Source organism: Sphingomonas sp. GW821-FHT10F09 (assembly GCF_058809195.1).
Genome location: NZ_JBXASI010000004.1, coordinates 349,510 through 370,793 on the forward strand (window position 1 = coordinate 349,510; position 21,284 = coordinate 370,793).

Genomic DNA, 21,284 nt, shown 5'->3' on the forward strand with positions numbered 1-21,284 from the left:
CTGCCGCCATGGGCTTCGATAGATGGACGCGGCCGTCCATCGCGCAGGTAAAGGGATCGCGGTTCTAGAGGATGCCGGCGCCGTCGATGACGAGGTCGGGCAGCGTCACGCTGGCGATCGGGCCGGCGAGCGGCACGATCCGGGTGTCGCGATAGTCGCCGTCGTGCGGCGCCCAGAATTGGTGGAGCTGCCGGCCCGTCACGTCGGCGACCCAATACTCGGGAATGCCGTGCGTCGCATACAGGCGCTTCTTGACGCCCAGATCGGCGCGCAGCGACGATGCCGCCACCTCGATGACGATCGCGACATCCGCCATGCCCAGATAGGTGCCGCGCGCGCCGCTGTCGGCCACGACGATGTCGGCGTCGGGCATGTCGTACGGCGGCAGTGCGAGGCTCGCCTCGACGAAGGCGTCGAACGCCATCGTCCGGTCCCGCAGCGCGATCCGCAACCGGAACATCAGTTCGTTCTTCAGGCGGGTGTGCGGCAGATGTTCCGAATTCACGGTGACGACGACCCCCTCGATCAGTTCGACACGCTGCATCGCGAACGCGCCCGCCCCGTCGAGCAGTTCGTAATCCTCGATACGCAGCTTGAACGGCCGCAGGTCTTCGGGCGCCAGCATGTTCATGGGGCAACCTATAGCATTTGCGCTTCGGCGCGCGAAGCGGCAGATGCGCGGGGCTATGACCGATACCGACCTGCGCTCCGCCGCCCTCGACTCCAAGGCCTGGCCCTATGAGGAGGCGCGCAAGCTGTTGAAGCGCTATCCCGACGGCAAGCCCGGCGGCGAACCGATCCTGTTCGAAACGGGCTACGGCCCCTCGGGACTGCCGCATATCGGCACGTTCAACGAGGTGCTGCGCACGACGATGGTGCGCAACGCCTTCCATGCGCTGTCCGACCAGCCGACCCGGCTGATCGCGTTCAGCGACGACATGGACGGCCTGCGCAAGGTGCCGGACAACGTCCCCAACGGCGACATGCTGCGCGAACACCTCGGCAAGCCGCTGACCCGCATCCCCGATCCGTTCGGCAAGTTCGACAGTTTCGCCGCGCACAACAATGCGATGCTGCGCCAATTCCTCGACCGGTTCGGGTTCGAGTATGAATTCGCTTCGTCCACCGAATATTACGAGGGCGGCCGGTTCGACGATGCGATCAAGGGCGTGCTGCGCCACTATCAGGGCATCCTCGACGTGATGCTGCCGACGCTGCGCGCGGAGCGGCGCGGGACCTATTCGCCGGTGCTGCCGGTCAGCCCGGTGACGGGCGTGGTGCTGCAGGTGCCGGTCGAGGTGGTCGATGCCGACGCCGGGACGATCGCCTTCACGGACGAAAGCGGCGAGCGGATCGTCCAGTCGGCGCTGGGCGGGCTCAGCAAGCTGCAATGGAAGGTCGACTGGGCGATGCGCTGGGTCGCGCTCGGCGTCGATTACGAGATGGCGGGCAAGGACCTGATCGATTCGGTGACGCAAAGCTCGAAGATCGCGCGCGTGCTCGGCGGCCGTCCGCCCGAAGGCTTCAACTACGAGATGTTCCTCGACGAAAAGGGCGAGAAGATCTCCAAGTCCAAGGGCAACGGCCTCAGCCTCGACCAGTGGCTGACCTATGGCCCGGAGGAGAGCCTCGCCTTCTTCGCCTATCGCGAGCCCAAGAAGGCCAAGTCGCTGCATTTCGGCGTCATTCCGCGCGCGGTCGACGATTACTGGCAGTTCCGCGGCAATTATGCGGGACAGGACGTCAAGCAACGGCTCGGCAATCCGGTCCACCATATCCACGACGGCACGGTGCCGGAGGCGACGCTGCCGGTGACGTTCGGGCTGCTGCTCAACCTCGTCGGCGTGATGGGCGAGGCGAGCAAGGAGCAGGTCTGGGGCTATCTGCGCAATTACGTGCCGGATGCGACGCCGGAGCGCGATCCCGAACTCGACCGTCTGATCGGCTATGCGCTCGCCTATGCCCGCGATTTCGTCGCGCCGACGCTGAACCGCCGCGCGCCCGAGGGTGTCGAGGTCGAGGCCTTGCGGCGGCTGGACGCGGACCTTGCCGCTCTGCCCGAGGGGGCAAGTGCGGAGGACATCCAGAACATCGTCTACGAGATCGGCAAGACCGGCGGGTTCGAGACCCTGCGCGACTGGTTCAAGGCGCTGTACGAGACGCTGCTCGGGTCCGAACAGGGGCCGCGGATGGGGAGCTTCATCGCTCTGTACGGCGTGGCGAACAGCCGCACGCTGATCGGCGAGGCGCTGGCGAAGGCCGCCTAGGGCCAATCGACATTCAGCCCCGACGGCATGCAAACGGCGGTTTCGCGTGCTTCCGGTGCTCACGTACCGTTAGTACGCTGCGCTCCGGGTCACGTGAAACCACCGTTTTCGGCACGTCATCTTCTGAATGTCGATCGGCCCTAGTGGCTGGCGCCCGGCCGCCACAGGACATCGCCCGCCGCGCCCGCATTCACCGCGCGCGCGGCGACGAACAGCCAGTCTGACAGGCGGTTGAGATAAGCGAGGGCGGGGGCGTTGAGCCCGCCGGCCGCCACCGCGCTCCGCTCCGCGCGGCGGACGATCGCGCGGGCGAGGTGCAGCGCCGCCGCGGCGGGATCGCCCCCCGGCAGGATGAAGCTCGTCAGCGGCGACAGCGTGGCGTTCATCGCGTCGATCTCCGCCTCCAGCCGTGCGACCTGCTCGGGCAGGATGCGCAGCGCGCCGTCGATGCCGGCGGGCGTGGCGATATCGGCGCCAAGGTCGAACAGGTCGTTCTGGATCACTAGCAGCCGCGCCGCCGGATCGCGGGAGCCGAGCGTCGCCAGCGCGACGCCGATCGCGCTGTTCGCCTCGTCGACGTCGCCGATCGCGATCATCACCGGTTCCGCCTTCGACACGCGCGATCCGTCGACGAGGCCGGTCGTCCCGGCATCGCCGGTGCGCGTGTAGATGCGGTTGAGCTTTACCACCTTGGTAGCAGGATCAGGTGCGTCCGGCGGCGAACAGGATGACGACCACGATCAGGATCGCCAATGCCTGGAAGAAGATGCGCTGCTGCATCATCTTGTTCGATTTGAGCGACGCCGCCGACGGGCCTTCGCCGCCCCGGACCTGTGCGTGCGATTCCTGGAGGAAGGCGATGATGCCCCGGACCAGCGCGACCACCGTCGCCAGCATCGCCGCGATCAGCAGAATGACGAGGAAGGTGTTCATGCCTTCTACTTAGGGATGCTGCGCGGCAAAGCCAATGGGAAGCCGCCCGGCGCGCATGGCGTCGGCGAGCGCGGGGCCGTCCGCCCCCGCGGCGCGCAGATCGGCGAGCGCGGGAGCGCCGTTGCGCTTGGCGAGCCGCGCGCCGTCCGGGCCGGTCAGCAGCGCATGGTGCAGGTAGCGCGGCGTCGGCAGACCGAGCAGCGCCTGCAGCAGCCGGTGGATATCGGTCGCGCGCAGCAGGTCGCGGCCGCGCACCACGTCGGTGACGCCCTGTGCGGCATCGTCGACCGTCACCGCGAGGTGATAGCTCGCCGGCGCATCCTTGCGCGCCAGCACGACGTCGCCGAACGCCTGCGGATCGGCGCGCTGCGGCCCCGCCTCGCGGTCGGTCCAGTGCAGCGGGCCGGCGCGCCCCACCGCCGCCGTCATCGCCAGCCGCCACGCATGCGGCGCGCCGGCCGCGATCCGCGTCGCGGCGCTTGCGGGGTCGAGATGCCGGCAGGTGCCCGGATAGATCGGTCCGTCCGGCCCGTCCGGCCCGTGATGCGGCGCGCTGGCGCTCGCCGCGATATCGGCGCGCGTGCAGAAACAGGGATAGAGCAGGCCGGCGTCGCGCAGTCGCGCCAGCGCCGCCTCGTAGAGCGCCAGCCGCGCCGACTGGCGGACGACCGGCTCGTCCCACGTCAGCCCCAGCCAGCCGAGATCGGCGACGATGTCCGCGACATGCGCCTCGCGGCTGCGGGTGCCGTCGATATCCTCGATGCGGAGCAGGAACGTGCCGCCCGCGGCGCGGGCATGGTCGTGCGCGCGGATCGCCGCATAGGCGTGGCCGAGGTGCAGCCGCCCGGTCGGGCTCGGCGCGAAGCGCGTGATGACGGTCATCGCGCTCGCCACCCCTGCCGCCGCCGGTGCGGGGCGCAGCCCCCTTGACCGACATCGGTCGCCCGTGCTGTCATACTGGCGTCACTCTCGTGGGCGACATGGCCCGCGGGTAATCCGTGGGAGGAGCCGTGTTTCATCCCGATCTGATCCGTCACCCCGACAGCTGCCCCGCGCTGGTGCTCAACGCGGACTATACGCCCTTGTCCTATTATCCGCTCAGCGTCTGGCCGTGGCAGACCGCGATCAAGGCGGTGTTCCTCGACCGGGTCGACATCGTCGCGCATTACGAGCGCGCGGTGCGCAGCCCGACCGCGGAGATCAAGCTGCCCTCGGTGATCGCGCTCAAGCAATATGTCCGTCCTTCGGCATTTCCGGCGTTCACCCGCTTCAACCTGTTCCTGCGCGACCGCTTCTCCTGCCAATATTGCGGCGTGGGGCGCGACCTGACGTTCGACCATGTCGTGCCGCGCGCGCAAGGGGGGCGGACGACGTGGGAGAATGTCGTCACCGCCTGCGCGCCGTGCAACCTCAGGAAGGGCGGGCGGACGCCGAAACAGGCGCATATGCCGCTGTACGTCGAGCCGATCCGGCCGACCAACTGGCATCTGCAGGAACATGGCCGCGCCTTCCCGCCCAACTATCTCCACGACACGTGGCACGACTGGCTCTATTGGGACGTTGAACTGGAAGCATGACCGAAGGGGGCCGTTTTTGCGCAATCTGATGATCGTGGCCGCGCTGGTGGCGCTGGCCGGTTGCGGCAGCGCGCGCGAGGAGAAGGCGGCGCAGGCCGACGCCAATGCGGCGGGCTTCGTGCCGCCGGCGGTGACCAGCCGGGTCGATTTCTCCAGCGCGATGGAGCGGCGGTTCCGCGAGCTCGACCGCAACGGCGACGACCGGTTGGACAAGACCGAACTGCCCCGTCAGAACAGTCGCCTGATGAACCTCGACCGCAACGGGGACGGCGAGATCAGCCTGATCGAATGGGGCGAGGGCACGATCAAGCGCTTCGACCAGATGGACCTCAACCACGACGGCACGGTGACCTCGGACGAGGAGAGCGAATGGCGCGCCGCCCGGGCGGCGGGGCGCCAGCCGGCGGCGGCGCCGACCACGCCGGTCCTGGGCGATACGCTGAGCAACCAGGGGACGGTGGCGCCGCCGTCGCGCTGACCGATCGGGGAGAGGGCGGCCGCAGCCGCAGCCGCAACCGTCCCTTTTGTCGTGCAAACCCCATCCCCGGTTGACCCCGCTCCTGCCGCAGCGCAGCATGAGGGGCATGGCTACCGTCGACCCCGCTTCGCTTCCCCCGATCGCCAACAACCCTGACGTCCGCTTCCTCGGTACGAAACTGGGCGACGTCATCCGCGCCTATGGCGGCGATGCCCTGTTCGAGGCGACCGAGGCGATCCGCCGCGCCTCGGTCGAGCGGCACCGCGGCACCGACACCAGCGACGCGATCCACCGCCACCTTCAGGACCTCGGCCTCGACGAGACGCTCGATTTCGTCCGCGGCTTCATGCTGTTCTCGATGCTCGCCAACCTCGCGGAGGATCGCCAGGGCATCGCCGCCGAACAGGGCGCCGACGTCGCCGCCGCGCTCGCGACGCTGGCCGACGAGGGCATCGACCGCGCCGCGATCCAGCAATTGCTCGCGCATGCGCTGATCGTCCCGGTGCTCACCGCGCACCCCACCGAGGTGCGGCGCAAGAGCATGATCGACCACCGCAACCGCATCGCGCAGCTGATGACGCTGAAGGACGCCGGGCGCGAGGAAACCCCCGACGGCGACCGCGTCGAGGATGCGATCACCCGCCAGATCGCCTTGCTGTGGCAGACGCGGGTGCTGCGCCGCGAGCGCCTCTACGTCACCGACGAGGTCGAAACCGCGCTGAGCTACATGCGCGAGGTGTTCCTGCCGGCGCTGCCCGCGCTCTACCAGCGCTGGGACCGCGCGTTCGGCGAACGCGTGCCGAGCTTCGTCAGGCCGGGCAGCTGGATCGGCGGCGACCGCGACGGCAATCCCTTCGTGACCGCCGATTCGCTGCGCACCGCGCTGGGCCGCGCCTGCGAGGCGGTGCTCGGCTTCTACCTCGACGCGGTCCATGCGCTGGGCGCGGAGCTGTCGATCTCGACCCAGCACGTCCCCGTCGATGCCGCGGTCGAGGCGCTGGCGGACGCGAGCGGCGACACCGCCGAAAGCCGCCGCGACGAGCCGTATCGGCGTGCACTGTCGGGCATCTATGCGCGCCTCGCCGCGACGCATCAGGCGCTGACCGGCAAGGCGGCGCCGCGGCCCGGTCACCTGACCGGCGAACCCTATGCCGATCCGCAGGCGTTCCGCGCCGACCTCGTCGCGATCGCGCATGGCCTCTCGCCGAAGGATTCCGGGGCCGGTGCGCTGGGGACCGGCGGCGCGCTCGGCCGGCTGATCCGCGCGGTCGAGACGTTCGGCTTCCACCTCGCGACGCTCGACCTGCGCCAGAACAGCGCCGTCCACGAACGCGTCGTCGCCGAATTGTTCAGGACCGCCGGGGTCGAGGCGGATTATCTGGCGCTCGACGAGGACGCGCGCGTCGCCCTGCTCCGCCGCGAACTCGCCCATGCCCGCCCGCTTGCCAGCCGCTTCACCACCTATTCGGACGAAACCGATTCTGAGCTGAAGATCGTCCTCGCCGCGGCAGAGGCGCATGCCAAATACGGGCCGGCGTGCATCACCAACTATATCGTCTCGATGGCGCAGTCGGTGTCCGACCTGCTCGAGATCAACCTGCTGCTGAAGGAGGTCGGGCTCTACCGGCCGGGCGACGCGCCGAGCGCCGCGATCATGGCGGTGCCCCTTTTCGAGACGGTCGGCGATCTGGAAGCCGCGCCCGGCATCATGACCGCCTGGTTCGGCCTGCCCGAGATCGCCGCGATCGCCGCGAAGCGCGGGCATCAGGAGGTGATGATCGGCTATTCGGACAGCAACAAGGACGGCGGCTACCTCACCTCGACCTGGCAATTGTCCAAGGCGTCGACCGCCCTGAAGCCGGTGTTCGAGGCGGCGGGCGTCGGCATGCAGCTGTTCCACGGGCGCGGCGGCGCGGTCGGGCGCGGCGGCGGCAGCGCCTTCGCCGCGATCCGCGCGCAGCCCGCCGGCACCGTGCAGGGCCGCATCCGCATCACCGAACAGGGCGAGGTGATCGCCGCCAAATACGGCACCCGCGACAGCGCGATGACCAATCTGGAGGCGATCGCGTCCGCCACCCTGCTCGCCAGCCTCGAGCCGGAACGCCTGTCCAATGCGGAGAACGACCAGTTCGCGGGCGCGATGGACACATTGTCCGACACCGCGTTCCACGCCTATCGCGACCTCGTCTACGGGACCGAGGGGTTCCGGACCTTCTTCCGCCAGATGACGCCGATCGGCGAGATCGCGGGGCTGAAGATCGGCAGCCGCCCGGCCAGCCGCAAGAAGAGCGACGCGATCGAGGATCTGCGCGCGATCCCCTGGGTGTTCAGCTGGGCGCAGGCGCGGGTGATGCTGCCGGGCTGGTATGGCGTCGGCCAGGCGCTGGCGGGGTTCGAGGACCGCGGCCTGTTGAAGGAGATGGCGCAGGGCTGGCCGCTGTTTGCCTCCAGCCTCGCCAATATGGAGATGGTGCTGGCGAAGTCGGACATCGACATCGCCGGCCATTATGCCGAACTGGTCGAGGACGAGGGGCTGCGCACCACCATCTTCACCCGTATCCGCGACGCCTGGCACCAGACGCATGACGGGCTGCTGGAGGTGACCGGCCAGACCCGCCTGCTCGACAAGCATCCCGCGCTCGACGCGTCGATCCGCCTGCGCCTGCCCTATATCGAACCGCTCAACCTGCTCCAGATCGAGCTGATGAAGCGCCACCGCGCCGGCGAGGACGATCCCCGCATCGGCGAAGGCATCCTGCTGTCGATCAACGCCGTCGCGACCGCGCTGCGCAACAGCGGGTGATCGGGGGCGAGCGCGGGTTTCTCCTGCGCCCGGTTCGCCGTCGATTCTCCTCGCGCGCCCTCAGTGGAAATCGCGCGACGGCGGCAGCACCCTTACGTCGCGCGGGTGGCCGCCGCGGGGGTCGCGGCTCATGATCGGTTTGGGGCGGATCACCTCGTCGACCGGCAGCAGCGGGGTTTCGGCGCTATAGTCGGACGACAGCCGGCCGAGTTCCGCGCTACGGTCGTACGCCTTCACCGTCATCAGGTGGATGACGCCCTCCTCGCTGCGCTGGATCACGCCTTCCAGCACCAGCAGCCGCGCCGCCATCACTGCGCGCCGGTTCGCCTCGAAATCGCGCGCCCACATCAGCGCGTTGGTGACGCCAGTCTCGTCCTCGATCGTCACGAAGATCGCATTGCCCTTGCCCGGCCGCTGGCGGACCAGCACCACGCCGGCGATCCGCGCCCGCCGCCCATCCCTGGCGCGTGCCGCCTGCGCGCTCGAAAGGATGCCCTCGGCGGCGAAGACCGGGCGCAGGAAGCGCATCGGATGGTCCTTCAGCGACAATCGCGTCGTCTGGTAATCCGCCGCGACCTGTTCGCTCGCCGGCATCGCCGGCAGCCGCGCGTCGGTTTCCTCGCCCAGCTCCGGCGCCTCCGCCGCGGCGAACAGGGCGAGCTGTTTCGGCGGCGTGCGCCGCACCTCCCACAGCGCATCGCGCCGTTCCATCGCGATCGAGCCGAACGCGTCGGCATCGGCGAGCAGGTTGAGCCCGCGCGTCGGCAGTCCCGCCCGCGCCGCGAGCGCCTCCACCCCCGCAAACGGCACGTCGCCGCGCGCGTCGACCAGCGCCTCGGCCCAGGTCTGGCGAAAGCCGTCGACCTGGCGAAAGCCGAGCCGGATCGCGAGGCTGCCGTCGTCCAGTGGCTCCAGCACATTGTCCCAATGGCTGGCGTTGACGTCGATCGGCCGCACCACGACGCCATGGTCGCGCGCATCCTGCACCAGCTGCGCGGGTGCGTAGAAGCCCATCGGCTGCGAATTGAGGATCGCGCAGCCGAACACGGCGGGCTGGAAGCATTTGATCCACGACGACACATAGACCAGCCGTGCGAACGACAGCGCGTGGCTTTCGGGAAAGCCATAGCTGCCGAACCCCTCGATCTGCTTGTAGCAGCGCTCGGCGAAGTCGCGTTGATAGCCGCGGCGGACCATGCCGCCGATCAGCTTCTCCTCGAAATTGTCCATGCCGCCGACCTTGCGGAACGTCGCCATCGCGCGCCGCAGCTGGTTCGCCTCGCCCGGCGTGAACCCTGCCGCGACGATGGCGAGCTTCATCGCCTGTTCCTGGAACAGCGGCACGCCATAGGTTTCCCTGAGCAGCGTGCGCAGTTCGTCGGGCGGACCGAAGGCGGGGTCGGGGGAGGGGAATTCCGGTATTTCCTTGCCGGCCCGGCGACGGAGATACGGATGGACCATGTCGCCCGCGATCGGCCCCGGCCGCACGATCGCGACCTGCACGACCAGATCGTACAATTTGCGCGGCTTGAGGCGGGGCAGCATGTTGATCTGCGCCCGGCTTTCGACCTGGAACACGCCGATGCTGTCGCCTTTGCACAGCATGTCGTAGACGCGGGGATGTTCGTCGTTGGCGATCGTTTCGAGCCGGTGCGTGCCGAGGCCATGGTCATGCATCAGGTCGAACGCCTTGCGGATGCACGTCAGCATCCCGAGCGCGAGGATATCGACCTTCATGATCTTCAGTTCGTCGATGTCATCCTTGTCCCATTCGATGAAGGTGCGGTCCGCCATCGCGCCGTGATGGATCGGCACCGTCTCGTCCAGTCGACCCTGCGTCAGCACATAGCCGCCGACATGCTGCGACAGATGGCGGGGGAATCGGATCAGGCTGTCGACGATGCCGCGCAGCCGGCCGATTTCGGGATTGTCGATATCGAAACCGGTCTGGCCGAGGTGTTTCGCTTCGAACCGGTCGGCGAAGCTGCCCCAGACGGTGCTGGTCAGCCGCTGCGTCACGTCTTCGGTCAGGCCCAGCGCCTTGCCGGCTTCGCGGACCGCGCTGCGCGGGCGATAATGGATCACGGTTGCCGCGATCGCCGCGCGATGGCGGCCGTAGCGGCGGTAGATATATTGCATCACCTCCTCGCGCCGCTCATGCTCGAAATCGACGTCGATGTCGGGGGGCTCGTCGCGCTCGGCCGAAACGAAGCGCGAGAAGAGCAGATCGTAGCGCATCGGATCGACCGACGTGACGCCGAGCAACCAGCAGACCGCCGAATTCGCCGCCGATCCACGGCCCTGGCAGAGGATCGGCGGCTCGCATTCCTCCCGCGCGAAGCGGACGATGTCGTGAACCGTCAGGAAATAATAGGCATATTGCCGGTCCCGTATCAGCGGCAGTTCCTCGTCGAGCAGGGCCTGCAATCGGGCGGGGATGCCGCCCGGAAAGCGCCGATGCGCCGCGGCATAGGCGATATGCTCCAGCCAGCCCTGCGCATCCCAGCCGTCCGGCACCGGTTCGTGGGGATATTCATAGGCAAGCTGCGTCAGCGTGAAATCGATGCGATCGAGAATCGCCAGACTCTCCGCCACCGCCTGCGGCGCATCGGCGAACAGGCGGGCCATTTCCTCGCCGGGTTTGAGGTGACGTTCGGCATTGGCGGCGAGCAGCTGCCCGGCCGACGCGATCGTTGTACTGTGCCGGATGCAGGTCAGCACGTCGTGGAGCGGCCGCGCATCGGGGGTTGCGAACACCGCATCGCAGGTCGCGAGCAACGGCACGCCGGCGTTCCGGGCGATCTGCGCATGGCGGCGCAACTGCCGTCGATCCCGGCCGGCGCGCGGCATGGTGAGGCCCAGCCACAGCCGATCCGGTGCGGCATGGGCTAGCCGGTGCAGCGTCTCGCGCAGGCTCGGGTCGTCGCGTCGAGGCGGCAGCATCGCCTCCGGCCGCGGGGTCGCCGGCCGGGCGCTCGACACGGGCAGCACGATCAGCAGCAGGTCGTCGCTATGCCGCAGCAGGTCGCCCAGCCCCAGGATGCAATCGCCCTTCTGCGCCCGCAGATTGCCGGTGGTGAGCAGGCGGGTCAGCCGGCCCCAGCCATGCCGGGTGGCCGGATAGGCGACGATGTCCGGCGTGCCGTCGGCGAAGACCAGCCGCGCGCCGACCACCAGCTTGAAATCGATGTCGCGGAAGCCGCCCGTGATCGCGCGTTCGCGAATCTCGCGCAACGCCTTGTGGGCGCGCACCACCCCGGCGACGGTATTGCGGTCGGCGATGCCGATTCCCGCATGGCCCAGCGCCACCGCCTGTCCGATCATGTCCTCGCCATGACTCGCCCCGTGCAGGAACGAGAAATTGGTCGCGGCGACGAGTTCGGCGAACGCGGTCATGGCGATCGGCGGGGCGTCACGCGAACAGTCCGTGCAGATACCAGCGCGGATGCTCGCGTTCGTCGTGCAGGCCGTGGCGGAAGATCCAGAAGCGGCGGCCGCGGCGGTCCTCAACGCGATAATAATCGCGGGTCGGGATCGTCGCATCGTGCCGCCGCCACCATTCGCCGGCGATCCGCTCCGGCCCTTCCGAACGGGCGATCTCGTGCACCCGCCGGCGCCAGCGGAAGCGGTGCGGGGGGCCGTCCGGCACCTCGGCCATGACGCTCTCGATCGGCTGCGGCGGGTCGAACAGATAGATCGGGCGCAGCGGCGGCTCGCCCGCCTCCGTCTCCGGCCAGGCGGCGGCCGGCGCGTCGGCGGTGGCGGGCAGCATCAGCTCGGCCTGTTCGGGGATGTGGCTGTCGCGCGCGCCGAAGCGGCGCACCCGGCTGCGCCCGAGCCGGGTCGAGAGCTGGTCGACCAGCTGCGCCACCTCGCCCTCTCGCGACGCGCCGCCCTCCAGCCGCAATTGCGCCGCGTCGAGCCGCTCGGCCAGCGCGACGTCGAGCCGCACCAGATCGTAGCCGAAGCCGGGGTCGAGCGGATCGGCGAGGCTGTCGATCCGCTCCGCGAACAGGCGCATCAGCAGCGCGACGTCGCGCGTCGGCTGGCCGGTCTCGACGCGCAGCGACTGGACGTGGCCGTCGGCGCGGAACAGGCGCGCCTCCCACCGCCGCCCGCCTTGGTGGCGTTCGGCCAGCGTCGCCGCCGCCTCCGCCGCCAGCTCCTCCAGCACCTCCAGCGCATAATCGGTGCGCGCGATCGGTTCGGCGAAGCGGCGCTCGATCGCGATCGGGGCGATCCGGACGCGCGCCTTCACCGGCGCCTTGTGATCGCCCGAGAGCCGCCGCACCATCGTCGCCGCCTCCTCGCCGAAGCGCGCGGCGATCCCCGCCAGCGGACGCGCCATCACGTCGCCGACCGTCTTCAGCCCGGCGCGGGTCAGCGCCACGGTCGCGTCCCGGTCGAGCTCGAGCGCCGCCACCGGCAGCCGCTTCACCGCGCCCTTCTCGTCCGGTGCGGCGGCCCCGGCATAGCGGGCGAGCGCCCGCGCGATCTCCGGCGTGTCGCCGAAGGCGTGGCGCGCCAGGATGCCGCGTCGCGCCATCCGCGCCTCGACATCCGCCGCCAGCGGCCGTTCGCCGTCGAAGGCATGCGCGCAGCCGGCGATATCGAGCACCAGGGCATCGGGCGGCATCAGCGCCACCGTCGGGCTGTAGCGCGCGCAGCCGTCCGCCAGCCGCTCCAGCCAGTCCATGTCGGCGTGCGGATCGGCGGGGAACACCTCCAGCTCCGGCACCCGCGCGCGCGCATCGGCGAGGCTGAGGCCCGGCTCCAGCCCGGCGCGCGCGGCGGTCAGGTCGGTCGCGGTCAGCCGCACCGCCTGGCCGACCGTCTCGGTAAAGGCGATCGGCGTCTCACCCTGTCGCACGAACAGGTGCGGCCGGGTGGCGCGCAGCCGCTCGATCGGGAGCCACGGAAAGACCAGCGCCAGATAGCGGCGCTCCACGGAAACTCTTGGCATCACGATCCCACTCCACGCGCCAGCGCTGCCCCGCGGGGCCTCCGCGCCGGCGCAGACATTCGACGTCGAACGCGGGGAGGCCGGGCGCGCCCTCTCCCCCGCCCTGATCCAGCGCGGTCGACGGCACCGCCGCCACGCCCCAGCGGGTCGCCGCGGCGCTCGGCGTCGGTGCGGCGCCGATGCGCAGCGACAGGATGGTGACCCCCGACGATTCGGCCGCCAGCATCAGCCGCCGCGTCGCGGTGAGGTCGAACCCCGGCGCGCGCCCGACGCTCTCGACCAGCACGGTGCCGAGCCCGGCGCAGCGCGCCGCATCCGCCGCCGCGCGCAGCAGCGCCGCCTCGTCCGCGACGACGCCCAGCACCAGCGAATCGGCGCAAAGCCCCAGTTCGATCAATCCGGTCGCATGCAGCCGGCCCTGGCTGCGCTCGCACGCCTCGGTGCGCAGCCACAGCAGCGGCAGCGCGCCGGCGGCGAGCGCGGCGGCGATGCCGAAGCCGGCGCCGCTCGGCCCGTCCTCGCCATCGATCGCATAGATATCATGCAGTTGCGCCCGCCCCAGCCCCTGCGCCAGCCATGCGTCGACCGGCGCGGCGGCGGCTTGCGCAGCACCCGTGCCGGCGGCAATGCGCCGCAGGCGGGCGATCAGGGCGGACGAGTCGCTCATCTATGTTCTTGTAATGTTCTATCTATCGAGTCGCCAAGCCTGAATCGTGTTGCTGTATTTCGAGATAGGGGTTGCACCCCTCAAAACACGCGGCTAATAGCGCCCCTCACCCACCGACCAGCCGGTCGGACAGGCGCCAGAGCGGGCGTAGCTCAGGGGTAGAGCACAACCTTGCCAAGGTTGGGGTCGAGGGTTCGAATCCCTTCGCCCGCTCCAGTTTTTCCGGACATCAGCGAGAAAAATGCCGAAAGGCGATCCCGACCATCGGGATTGCGGTGACGCGCGTGCCGATGGCGCCGCGTGGTCCGGATGGGCCTCCGCTATCGTCCGGTCGATGCCCGTTCGTCGGGACATGCGATTTAGGTTGGCGGGCGGAAACCTGATAGCAGGACGACACCGCCGCTTCCGCCCTAGGCACCGCGACGGCTGAGAGACCGCTTAGTGCTCCCGCTTGATACGGGAGGCTTTTATGCCGGCTCTTCGCAACATGCATCGCAGGCGTGCCCTGTTCGAACAGGGGATGGCCGATCGCTCGGCGACCAACATGGCGCGGATCATCCATCAGCGGCTGGCGGTGCTCCACGACGTCGCGGCCGAACTGCCCCCGCCATCGCCCGCACCATCTCCCGTGGGGACGGAGCGTTGACGGTGGCGGCACTGGCGGCGCCGCCGGCCCCGCGCGACGACGGCGCCCCCGCCGGGCCGCTCTCCCCCGACATGCTCCACCGGATGCACGGCTATTGGCGCGCGGCCAACTACCTGTCGGTCGGGCAGATCTACCTGCGCGCCAATCCGCTGCTGGAACGCCCGCTGACCCGCGCCGACATCAAGCCGCGCCTGCTCGGCCACTGGGGGACGACGCCGGGGCTCAACCTCCTCTACGTCCATCTCAACCGGCTGATCGTCGAGCAGGACGTCGACATGATCGCCGTGATCGGCCCGGGGCACGGCGGCCCGGGCATCGTCGCGCACACCTATCTGGAGGGCTCCTATACCGAACGCTATCCGGCGATCGAGCGCAGCCGGGGCGGGATGGAGCGGCTGTTCCGGCAATTCTCCTGGCCCGGCGGCATCCCGAGCCATGTCGCGCCCGAAACGCCGGGGTCGATCCACGAGGGCGGCGAGCTCGGCTATTCGCTCGCCCATGCCTATGGCGCGGCGTTCGACAATCCCGATCTGGTGGTCGCCTGCGTGATCGGCGATGGCGAGGCGGAAACCGGGGCGCTCGCTACGAGCTGGCACAGCAACAAATTCCTCAATCCGGTCTCGGACGGGACGGTGCTGCCGATCCTGCACCTCAACGGCTTCAAGATCGCCAACCCGACCATACTCGCCCGCATCCCCGAGGAGGAGCTCGCCGCGCTGATGCGCGGCTATGGTCACGAACCGTTCTTCGTCGGCGGCGACGATCCGCTGATCGTCCATCAGCAGCTGGCGGCGACGCTCGACACCGTGCTGGCACGCATCCGCGCGATCCGGCACGCGGCCCGATCGGGGGCGTCGGACGGTGTCCGCCCGCGCTGGCCGATGATCGTGCTGCGGACGCCCAAGGGCTGGACCGGACCGAAGCAGGTCGACGGCAAGGCGGTCGAGGGCAGCTGGCGCGCGCATCAGGTGCCGATCGCCGATTTCGACGATCCCCGGCATCTCGTCCAGCTCGACGAATGGCTGCGCAGCTACCGTCCCGAGGAGCTGTTCGACGCGCGCGGCAAGTTCCGCGAAACCTTCGCCAGCCTCGCGCCGACCGGGCACCGGCGGATGGGTTGCAACCCGCACGCCAACGGCGGCGAATTGCTGACGCCGCTGATCCTGCCCGACTTTCGCGACCATGCGATCGCGGTCGCCGCACCCGGCGGCGTCGCGGCCGCGGCGACTGCGACGCTGGGCGGCTATCTCCGGGAGGTGATGGCGCTCAACCTCGCCGGCGCCAATTTCCGCCTGTTCGGGCCGGACGAAACCGCGTCGAACCGGTTGCAGGCGGTCTATGACGTCAGCGGCAAGACGTGGCTCGCCGAGACGCGCGCCGGCGATACCGATCTCAGCCCCGACGGCCGGGTGATGGAGGTGCTGAGCGAGCATCTCTGCCAGGGCTGGCTCGAAGGCTATCTGCTGACCGGCCGGCACGGGCTGTTCTCCTGCTACGAGGCGTTCGTCCACATCGTCGATTCGATGGTCAACCAGCATGCCAAATGGCTGAAGACGACGCGGTCGATCCCGTGGCGCCGGCCGGTCGCCTCGCTCAACTATCTGCTGACCTCGCATGTCTGGCGACAGGATCACAACGGCTCCTCGCACCAGGACCCGGGCTTCCTCGACCATGTCGCCAACCGGACCGCGGCGGTCGCGCGCCTCTATTTGCCGCCCGACGCCAATTGCCTGCTCTCGGTCGCCGATCACTGCCTGCGCAGTCAGGGCTATGTGAACGTCATCGTTGCCGGCAAGCAGCCCGAGCGGCAATGGCTGACGATCGACCAGGCGGTGCGCCATTGCACGATCGGCGCAGGGATCTGGGACTGGGCGAGCGACGACGGCGATCCCGACGTCGTGCTCGCCTGCGCCGGCGACGTGCCGACGCTGGAGACGCTCGCCGCGGCGATGCTGCTGCGACGTTTCGTGCCGGACATCCGGCTGCGCGTCGTCAACGTCGTCGACCTGATGGTGCTCCAGCCGCAGACGCAGCATCCGCACGGGCTGGACGATCGCGCGTTCGATGCGATGTTCACGGCCGACCGTCCGGTGATCTTCGCCTTCCACGGCTATCCCGCGCTCGTCCACCGGCTGGCCTATGCGCGCGCCGGGCACCGCAATTTCCATGTCCGCGGCTACAAGGGCGAGGGGACGACGACGACGCCGTTCGACATGGTGGTGATGAACGATCTCGATCGCTACCGCCTCGCGCTCGACGCGATCGAGCGGGTGCCGCGGCTGCGCGACCGCGTGCCGGCGGAAACGGCACGCTATTGGGCGACGATCGAGCGCCACAAACTGCATATCGCCGAAGAGGGCGACGACCTGCCGGAGGTGCGCGACTGGCAATGGGCGCGGTGATTTTCGCGCTCAACGGCGGATCGTCGTCGCTGAAATATGGCGCGTTCGCGATCGACGGCGACGATGTCGTGCGGCGTGCGGGCGGCAGTGTTGCGGCGGATGCCGATCACGACGCGCTGTTCGACGCCATCGCCACCGCGCTTCCCGGCGTGGTGCCGGCCGCGATCGGCCACCGCATCGTCCATGGCGGCCCCGACCTGTTCGATCCGGTGCCGGTCGATGCCGCGGTCATCGCCCGGCTGGAGGCGGCCTGCGCCTTCGCGCCGCTGCATGGCCCCGCGGCGCTGGCGCTGATCGCCGCGGCGCAGCGCCGCTATCCGGGCGTGCCGCAGGTCGCCTGTTTCGATACCGGCTTCCACCGGCACCTGCCGCCGGTCGCGGCGGTGCTGCCGGTCCCCGCCGCGTTGCGCGCCGGGGGGATCCGGCGATACGGCTTCCACGGCCTGTCGTGCCAGTCGATCGTCCGCCAGCTGGGCCGCGCGCTGCCCGACCGGTTGGTGATCGCGCACCTCGGCAGCGGCGCGAGCGTCACGGCGGTGCGGGCGGGGCGCTCGATCGACACGTCGATGGGGCTGACGCCGTCCGGCGGGGTGGTGATGGCGACGCGCAGCGGCGACGTCGATCCGGGGCTGCTGCTGTTCCTGCTGCGCGAGCGCGGCATGACCGCCGCCACGCTCGAGGAGCTCGTCGACCGCCGGTCCGGGCTGCTCGGCATATCCGGCTTGTCCGGCGATCTGCGTCTGTTGCGGCAGGAGGGCGCCGCGCTGCCCGACGCCGCGCTCGCCATCGCGATCTTCTGCCGCTCGGTCGCCAAGCAGATCGCGGCGATGATCGTCAGCCTCGGCGGCATCGACCTGCTCGTCTTCAGCGGCGGGATCGGCACGCATGACGCCACGACCCGCGACGCCATCTGCGCGGACCTCGCCTGGGCGAATATCGCCGCATCCGTCGATGCGCGGGCCGGCGTCCCCGTCATGCTGCTGCCCCCGGACGAGGAGGAACAGATCGCGCGCGACGTCTCGATCGTCGCGAGGGGCCGGCCGTGATCGCGCCGCGGCCGGCGCGCTTGCGATGGCGAACGCCCTGCCGCAGGCGATCGGTCTTCGCGGCGTGCGGATCACCGGTGCAGGCGAGGTCGCAGCGGGCGTTCGCGTGGTACTGGCGCATCCGGGCCCGGCGCTGCCCGACGTGGTCACCGCACGGACCGAATTGTCGATACCGCGCAGGATCACCCTCGAGCAGATGAAGGGCTTCACGCCCTACATGGCTCAGGCGATCCCGTCCGGCCGGGGGCGATGCGGTGGTCGAACTCGGCAAGACCAACGCCGGCCCGCTGAAACGGCTGTTCTGGGAGCACGCGTCGGGACACCGCTCCACGATCTTGGCCGGAAAAGTTATATCTGTCGCATACGGTGGGGGAACGTCGGACGGACAGGATATTACTTCCTGAAAATCGCGATACTCGGAATTGTGGAGCGAGAATAGTCAAAGCGCGTACAATAGAGCACGCATAGAAAATACTCGCGATCGGCCGTGCTGGCGCCGCGAATAACGAGCCAATATGGCTTGATTTTCTCATTGCGGTTTCAATACTTTGCCAAACCGCCGAACGGCGCGACCCGTCTTAAGGAACGGTCAATATCCATCGAGCCATGGTTGGCCATGGATGAGGGCTCACATGGCGGCGCACCGGAGCAGCATATGGGGCTGGGCGGTGCGCTGCTCAGGCTGCAGAACGCGATCCTCGGATCGATCGCCAAGGGTGACCGGCTCGCCTCGACCTGTACGCAGCTGTGTGTCGAGGTCGAGGCGCTGCTGCCCGACGCGATCTGTTCGGTTTTGCTCGTCGACGACGAAGGCCGGCTGCATCCGCTGGCGGGGCCCAGCCTGCCCAATGCCTATTCCGCGGCGCTGGATGGCACGCTCATCGGCCCGTCTGCGGGCTCCTGCGGCAGCACCGCTTATTTCGGTGCGGAAGTGGCGGTGGAGGATATCGCCACCGATCCGCGCTGGGAGCAATACCGGCACATCGCGCTTTCGCACGGCCTGAGGGCCTGTTGGTCCAGCCCGATCATCAACGCTGCCGGCACCACGGTCGCGACCTTCGCGATCTACCATCGCGAGCCGACGATGCCGACGGAGGCCGAGCGGGAGGTCGTGCACAATTGCGTGCACCTCTGCCTGATCGCGATCGACCGGCACCATCGCCTGGTCGAGCACGAACGGCGCGCGTTTACGGACGCGCTGACCGGGCTGCCGAACCGCGCGGCCTTCAATGCCGCCCTGCTCGACCTCGACTGCAGGGAGGTCGGCAGCTGGGCGCTGTTTGCGCTCGACCTCGACAATTTGAAGGTGGTCAACGACACGTTCGGCCATGCCGCGGGTGATGGGCTGCTGCGGGCGGCCAGCCGTTGCGTCGAGAAAGCGGCATTCCCCGATCGCGCGTTCCGCATCGGCGGCGACGAACTGGCCGTCGTCGTCCAGTCGCCCGAGGCCCTGCGCGATCTGGAGGGGGCGGCCGGAAAGATCCTGCAGGCGCTGATGACGCCGGTCGATTGCGGCGGGCAGACCATCGTGCCGCGCGCGACCATCGGTGGCGCCGTCCAGTCGCACGATGCGCCGTCGGTGGATCGCGTCCGGCAGAACGCCGACTTCGCGCTCTACCATGCCAAGGAGACCGGGCGGGGCGGGTTCGTCCGCTACTGGCCGGGCCTGGGCTCGTCGATGACGCAACGGCTGAGCGCCATCCGCGACGTGGGGGCGGCGCTGCGCGAGGACCGGATCGAGGCCTTCTACCAGCCGATCTTCCGCCTCGACACGCGCGAGATCGTCGGGCTCGAAGCGCTGTGTCGCATGCGTATCGGCGACGGGATCGTCGCGGCCTCCTCGTTCCACGAAGCGATGAGCGACGTGTATGTCGCCACCGCGATCACCGCGCGAATGATGCAAATAGTCGCGGCGGACGTCCGCCGCTGGCTGGATATGTACATTCCCATCCAGCACGTCGGCATCAACGTCTCATCCGCCGATCTGAGCGGCGGATCGGTCGACCGCGTTCTGACCGATGCTTTCGCACAGGCAGGCGTCCCGCTGGAGCACGTCATCCTCGAGGTGACGGAAACCGTCTACATGGGTGATGGCGACCAGCTGATCCAGGCGGCGATCCAGTCGCTGCGCGGCAAAGGCATCAAGGTGGCGCTGGACGATTTCGGCACCGGCTTCGCCTCGCTGACGCATCTGCTCACCGTGCCGGTCGACATCATCAAGATCGACAAGACTTTCGTCGATCACCTCGCGGTGGACAGCGTGAGCATGACGATCGTCGAAGGGCTGATCCGCATCGCCGAACGGATGAACATCCGCATCGTCGCGGAAGGCATCGAGTCCGAGGAACAGGCCGGCCTGCTCGCCGCCGCGGGCTGCATTCTTGGGCAGGGGTTCCTGGTGTCGCCCGCGCTCCCACGCCAGCAGGCGACCGCACTGCTGCTGAGCCGGGCGCAGCGTCCGGAGGGGGCGACAACCGGCGTGCCTGCTGCCGATACCGAGCGGATGGCGACGCGATCGTTGTGTTAGGGGCGTTGGTGTGATAGTAGAAGTTGTTCGCGCGGGGCATGGTTGTGTCTATCTGCCTGTAGGACCCTAGTAATATGAACCGCTTGATCGCCACCTTTGCCTGTCTTGCCACGCTCGGTGCCGCCGGAGCGGTCGCGCAGTCCGTTGCCCCATCCAAGGAGATCGTCGCCGCGGTCGCAGCGCCGACGCGGACGCCGGCGAACCGGGAGCGCGATCGCTATCGCCGCCCGGCGGAGACGCTCGCCTTCTTTGGCGTGACGCCGACGCAGACGGTCGTCGAATTCCTGCCGGCCGGGGGCTGGTATACCGAGATCCTTGCGCCGCTGACCAACGGCCGCGGGGGCTATGTCGCGCTGGTGCCGACGCCGCAGGCCGAACGCACCCGCACCCAATTGGCCGGCAAGGCCGCGACCTATGGCCCGACGCAGGTCGCGACGATCGATTTCAGGACGGGCGCATCCTCGCTTCCCGCGGGCAGCGCCGACGTGGTGCTGACGTTCCGCAACGTCCACAATCTGCTGATGCAGGACGATCCCGCCGCTGCGGGGCGGGTGTTCAAGGCATTCTATGCGGCGCTGAAGCCGGGCGGCGTGCTGGGCGTCGTCGACCATCGCTTGCCCGAGAACATGGACACGGCACGCGAGAAGACGAGCGGCTATATCAAGCGGTCGACTGTCGTCCGGCTGGCGAAGGACGCGGGCTTCACGCTCGCCGGGGAATCGCGGATCAACGCCAATGCCAGGGACACGCACGACCATCCCGAGGGCGTGTGGACGCTGCCGCCGACCTATCGCCTGAAGGATGTGGATCGCGCCAGATATGCGGCGATCGGCGAGAGCGACCGCTTCACGCTCCGGTTCGTCAAGCCGCGCTGAGCCTTGCGGCGCCGGCCGTGGCACCATCCACGGCCGGCCGTCTGTAACGATTTGTGACCCCCGCATCCAAAACCGCATCGGGCCGTTAGGTCCGCAGCGG

Annotated in this window: 17 protein-coding genes and 1 tRNA gene; 11 read left to right on the forward strand and 7 right to left on the reverse strand. The window is 69.1% G+C overall.

The window, feature by feature from the left end:
- Positions 1-64: 64 nt before the first annotated feature.
- Entirely contained in the window at positions 65-631 is a 567-nt protein-coding gene (locus tag AC1RTO_RS14630; RefSeq protein WP_493161522.1) for a Uma2 family endonuclease, read from the reverse strand.
- 55 nt (positions 632-686) lie between these two features.
- On the opposite strand from AC1RTO_RS14630, the gene AC1RTO_RS14635 reads away from it, so the two are divergent.
- Positions 687-2,267, forward strand: coding sequence for a lysine--tRNA ligase (locus AC1RTO_RS14635; protein ID WP_493161523.1), 1,581 nt, complete (start codon positions 687-689; stop codon positions 2,265-2,267).
- Positions 2,268-2,407: 140 nt separating this feature from the next.
- On the opposite strand, the gene AC1RTO_RS14640 is transcribed toward AC1RTO_RS14635, so the two are convergent.
- The 3 genes from AC1RTO_RS14640 to gluQRS are packed head-to-tail and all read right to left on the reverse strand — an operon-like array spanning position 2,408 to position 4,082.
- Complete coding sequence (locus tag AC1RTO_RS14640; RefSeq protein WP_493161524.1) at positions 2,408-2,956, reverse strand: cob(I)yrinic acid a,c-diamide adenosyltransferase; 549 nt, start codon at positions 2,954-2,956, stop codon at positions 2,408-2,410.
- A 13-nt stretch (positions 2,957-2,969) separates the two neighbouring features.
- On the reverse strand, positions 2,970-3,200 hold the full coding sequence (locus AC1RTO_RS14645) for a twin transmembrane helix small protein (protein ID WP_493161525.1): 231 nt from the start codon (positions 3,198-3,200) through the stop codon (positions 2,970-2,972).
- A 9-nt stretch (positions 3,201-3,209) separates the two neighbouring features.
- Positions 3,210-4,082, reverse strand: a complete 873-nt coding sequence (gene gluQRS / locus AC1RTO_RS14650) for a tRNA glutamyl-Q(34) synthetase GluQRS (RefSeq protein WP_493161526.1) — start codon at positions 4,080-4,082, stop codon at positions 3,210-3,212.
- A 128-nt stretch (positions 4,083-4,210) separates the two neighbouring features.
- Between gluQRS and AC1RTO_RS14655 the strand changes: the two genes are divergently transcribed.
- The 3 genes from AC1RTO_RS14655 to ppc all read left to right on the forward strand — a co-directional run bounded on the left by AC1RTO_RS14655 (position 4,211) and on the right by ppc (position 8,058).
- Positions 4,211-4,777 carry an HNH endonuclease gene (locus AC1RTO_RS14655; RefSeq protein WP_293872495.1) on the forward strand — a complete coding sequence of 189 codons (567 nt, stop codon included), beginning with the start codon at positions 4,211-4,213 and terminating at the stop codon, positions 4,775-4,777.
- Positions 4,778-4,793: 16 nt separating this feature from the next.
- Positions 4,794-5,255, forward strand: coding sequence for an EF-hand domain-containing protein (locus tag AC1RTO_RS14660; RefSeq protein ID WP_493161527.1), 462 nt, complete (start codon positions 4,794-4,796; stop codon positions 5,253-5,255).
- Between the two features lie 106 nt (positions 5,256-5,361).
- Positions 5,362-8,058, forward strand: a complete 2,697-nt coding sequence (gene ppc, locus AC1RTO_RS14665) for a phosphoenolpyruvate carboxylase (protein WP_493161528.1) — start codon at positions 5,362-5,364, stop codon at positions 8,056-8,058.
- A 60-nt stretch (positions 8,059-8,118) separates the two neighbouring features.
- On the opposite strand, the gene AC1RTO_RS14670 is transcribed toward ppc, so the two are convergent.
- Genes AC1RTO_RS14670 through AC1RTO_RS14680 form a run of 3 tightly spaced genes read right to left on the reverse strand, consistent with a single transcriptional unit; the run spans position 8,119 to position 13,688 of the window.
- Positions 8,119-11,454 (reverse strand): error-prone DNA polymerase, encoded by a 3,336-nt coding sequence (locus tag AC1RTO_RS14670; protein ID WP_493161529.1) that lies wholly within the window; start codon positions 11,452-11,454, stop codon positions 8,119-8,121.
- A gap of 16 nt (positions 11,455-11,470) precedes the next feature.
- On the reverse strand, positions 11,471-13,021 hold the full coding sequence (locus AC1RTO_RS14675) for a Y-family DNA polymerase (RefSeq protein WP_493161530.1): 1,551 nt from the start codon (positions 13,019-13,021) through the stop codon (positions 11,471-11,473).
- A complete protein-coding gene (locus tag AC1RTO_RS14680; RefSeq protein WP_493161531.1) occupies positions 12,915-13,688 on the reverse strand; it encodes a hypothetical protein in 774 nt (257 codons plus the stop codon). Before AC1RTO_RS14680 ends, AC1RTO_RS14675 begins: the two co-directional genes overlap by 107 nt.
- 141 nt (positions 13,689-13,829) lie before the next feature.
- Here AC1RTO_RS14680 and AC1RTO_RS14685 point away from each other — a divergent pair.
- The 7 genes from AC1RTO_RS14685 (at position 13,830) to AC1RTO_RS14715 (ending at position 21,184) form a co-directional block, all read left to right on the forward strand.
- Positions 13,830-13,904, forward strand: a tRNA-Gly gene (locus tag AC1RTO_RS14685).
- 253 nt (positions 13,905-14,157) lie between these two features.
- Positions 14,158-14,334, forward strand: a complete 177-nt coding sequence (locus tag AC1RTO_RS14690) for a hypothetical protein (protein WP_493161532.1) — start codon at positions 14,158-14,160, stop codon at positions 14,332-14,334.
- A 71-nt stretch (positions 14,335-14,405) separates the two neighbouring features.
- The gene (locus AC1RTO_RS14695) at positions 14,406-16,736 is read left to right on the forward strand and encodes a phosphoketolase family protein (protein ID WP_493161614.1); all 2,331 of its coding nucleotides are present in this window, start codon (positions 14,406-14,408) and stop codon (positions 16,734-16,736) included.
- On the forward strand, positions 16,724-17,782 hold the full coding sequence (locus AC1RTO_RS14700) for an acetate/propionate family kinase (RefSeq protein ID WP_493161533.1): 1,059 nt from the start codon (positions 16,724-16,726) through the stop codon (positions 17,780-17,782). The genes AC1RTO_RS14695 and AC1RTO_RS14700 overlap by 13 nt, the downstream gene beginning before the upstream one ends.
- A 25-nt stretch (positions 17,783-17,807) precedes the next feature.
- Positions 17,808-18,221: a hypothetical protein gene (locus AC1RTO_RS14705; RefSeq protein WP_493161534.1), complete on the forward strand. Its 414-nt coding sequence runs from the start codon at positions 17,808-17,810 to the stop codon at positions 18,219-18,221.
- Positions 18,222-18,398: 177 nt separating this feature from the next.
- Complete coding sequence (locus AC1RTO_RS14710; RefSeq protein ID WP_493161535.1) at positions 18,399-20,309, forward strand: putative bifunctional diguanylate cyclase/phosphodiesterase; 1,911 nt, start codon at positions 18,399-18,401, stop codon at positions 20,307-20,309.
- A 74-nt stretch (positions 20,310-20,383) separates the two neighbouring features.
- Positions 20,384-21,184, forward strand: coding sequence for a class I SAM-dependent methyltransferase (locus AC1RTO_RS14715; protein WP_493161536.1), 801 nt, complete (start codon positions 20,384-20,386; stop codon positions 21,182-21,184).
- Positions 21,185-21,284: the final 100 nt, after the last annotated feature.

Excerpts from the sequence above, each read along its gene's own strand:
- AC1RTO_RS14630 (WP_493161522.1), bottom strand. The coding sequence starts at position 631 with ATGAACATGCTGGCGCCCGAAGACCTGCGGCCGTTCAAGCTGCGTATC.
- AC1RTO_RS14635 (WP_493161523.1), top strand. The coding sequence starts at position 687 with ATGACCGATACCGACCTGCGCTCCGCCGCCCTCGACTCCAAGGCCTGG.
- AC1RTO_RS14645 (WP_493161525.1), bottom strand. The coding sequence starts at position 3,200 with ATGAACACCTTCCTCGTCATTCTGCTGATCGCGGCGATGCTGGCGACG.
- gluQRS (WP_493161526.1), bottom strand. The coding sequence starts at position 4,082 with ATGACCGTCATCACGCGCTTCGCGCCGAGCCCGACCGGGCGGCTGCAC.
- ppc (WP_493161528.1), top strand. The coding sequence starts at position 5,362 with ATGGCTACCGTCGACCCCGCTTCGCTTCCCCCGATCGCCAACAACCCT.
- AC1RTO_RS14670 (WP_493161529.1), bottom strand. The coding sequence starts at position 11,454 with ATGACCGCGTTCGCCGAACTCGTCGCCGCGACCAATTTCTCGTTCCTG.
- AC1RTO_RS14675 (WP_493161530.1), bottom strand. The coding sequence starts at position 13,021 with ATGCCAAGAGTTTCCGTGGAGCGCCGCTATCTGGCGCTGGTCTTTCCG.
- AC1RTO_RS14680 (WP_493161531.1), bottom strand. The coding sequence starts at position 13,688 with ATGAGCGACTCGTCCGCCCTGATCGCCCGCCTGCGGCGCATTGCCGCC.
- AC1RTO_RS14690 (WP_493161532.1), top strand. The coding sequence starts at position 14,158 with ATGCCGGCTCTTCGCAACATGCATCGCAGGCGTGCCCTGTTCGAACAG.
- AC1RTO_RS14695 (WP_493161614.1), top strand. The coding sequence starts at position 14,406 with ATGCTCCACCGGATGCACGGCTATTGGCGCGCGGCCAACTACCTGTCG.
- AC1RTO_RS14700 (WP_493161533.1), top strand. The coding sequence starts at position 16,724 with ATGGGCGCGGTGATTTTCGCGCTCAACGGCGGATCGTCGTCGCTGAAA.
- AC1RTO_RS14705 (WP_493161534.1), top strand. The coding sequence starts at position 17,808 with ATGGCGAACGCCCTGCCGCAGGCGATCGGTCTTCGCGGCGTGCGGATC.
- AC1RTO_RS14710 (WP_493161535.1), top strand. The coding sequence starts at position 18,399 with ATGGATGAGGGCTCACATGGCGGCGCACCGGAGCAGCATATGGGGCTG.
- AC1RTO_RS14715 (WP_493161536.1), top strand. The coding sequence starts at position 20,384 with ATGAACCGCTTGATCGCCACCTTTGCCTGTCTTGCCACGCTCGGTGCC.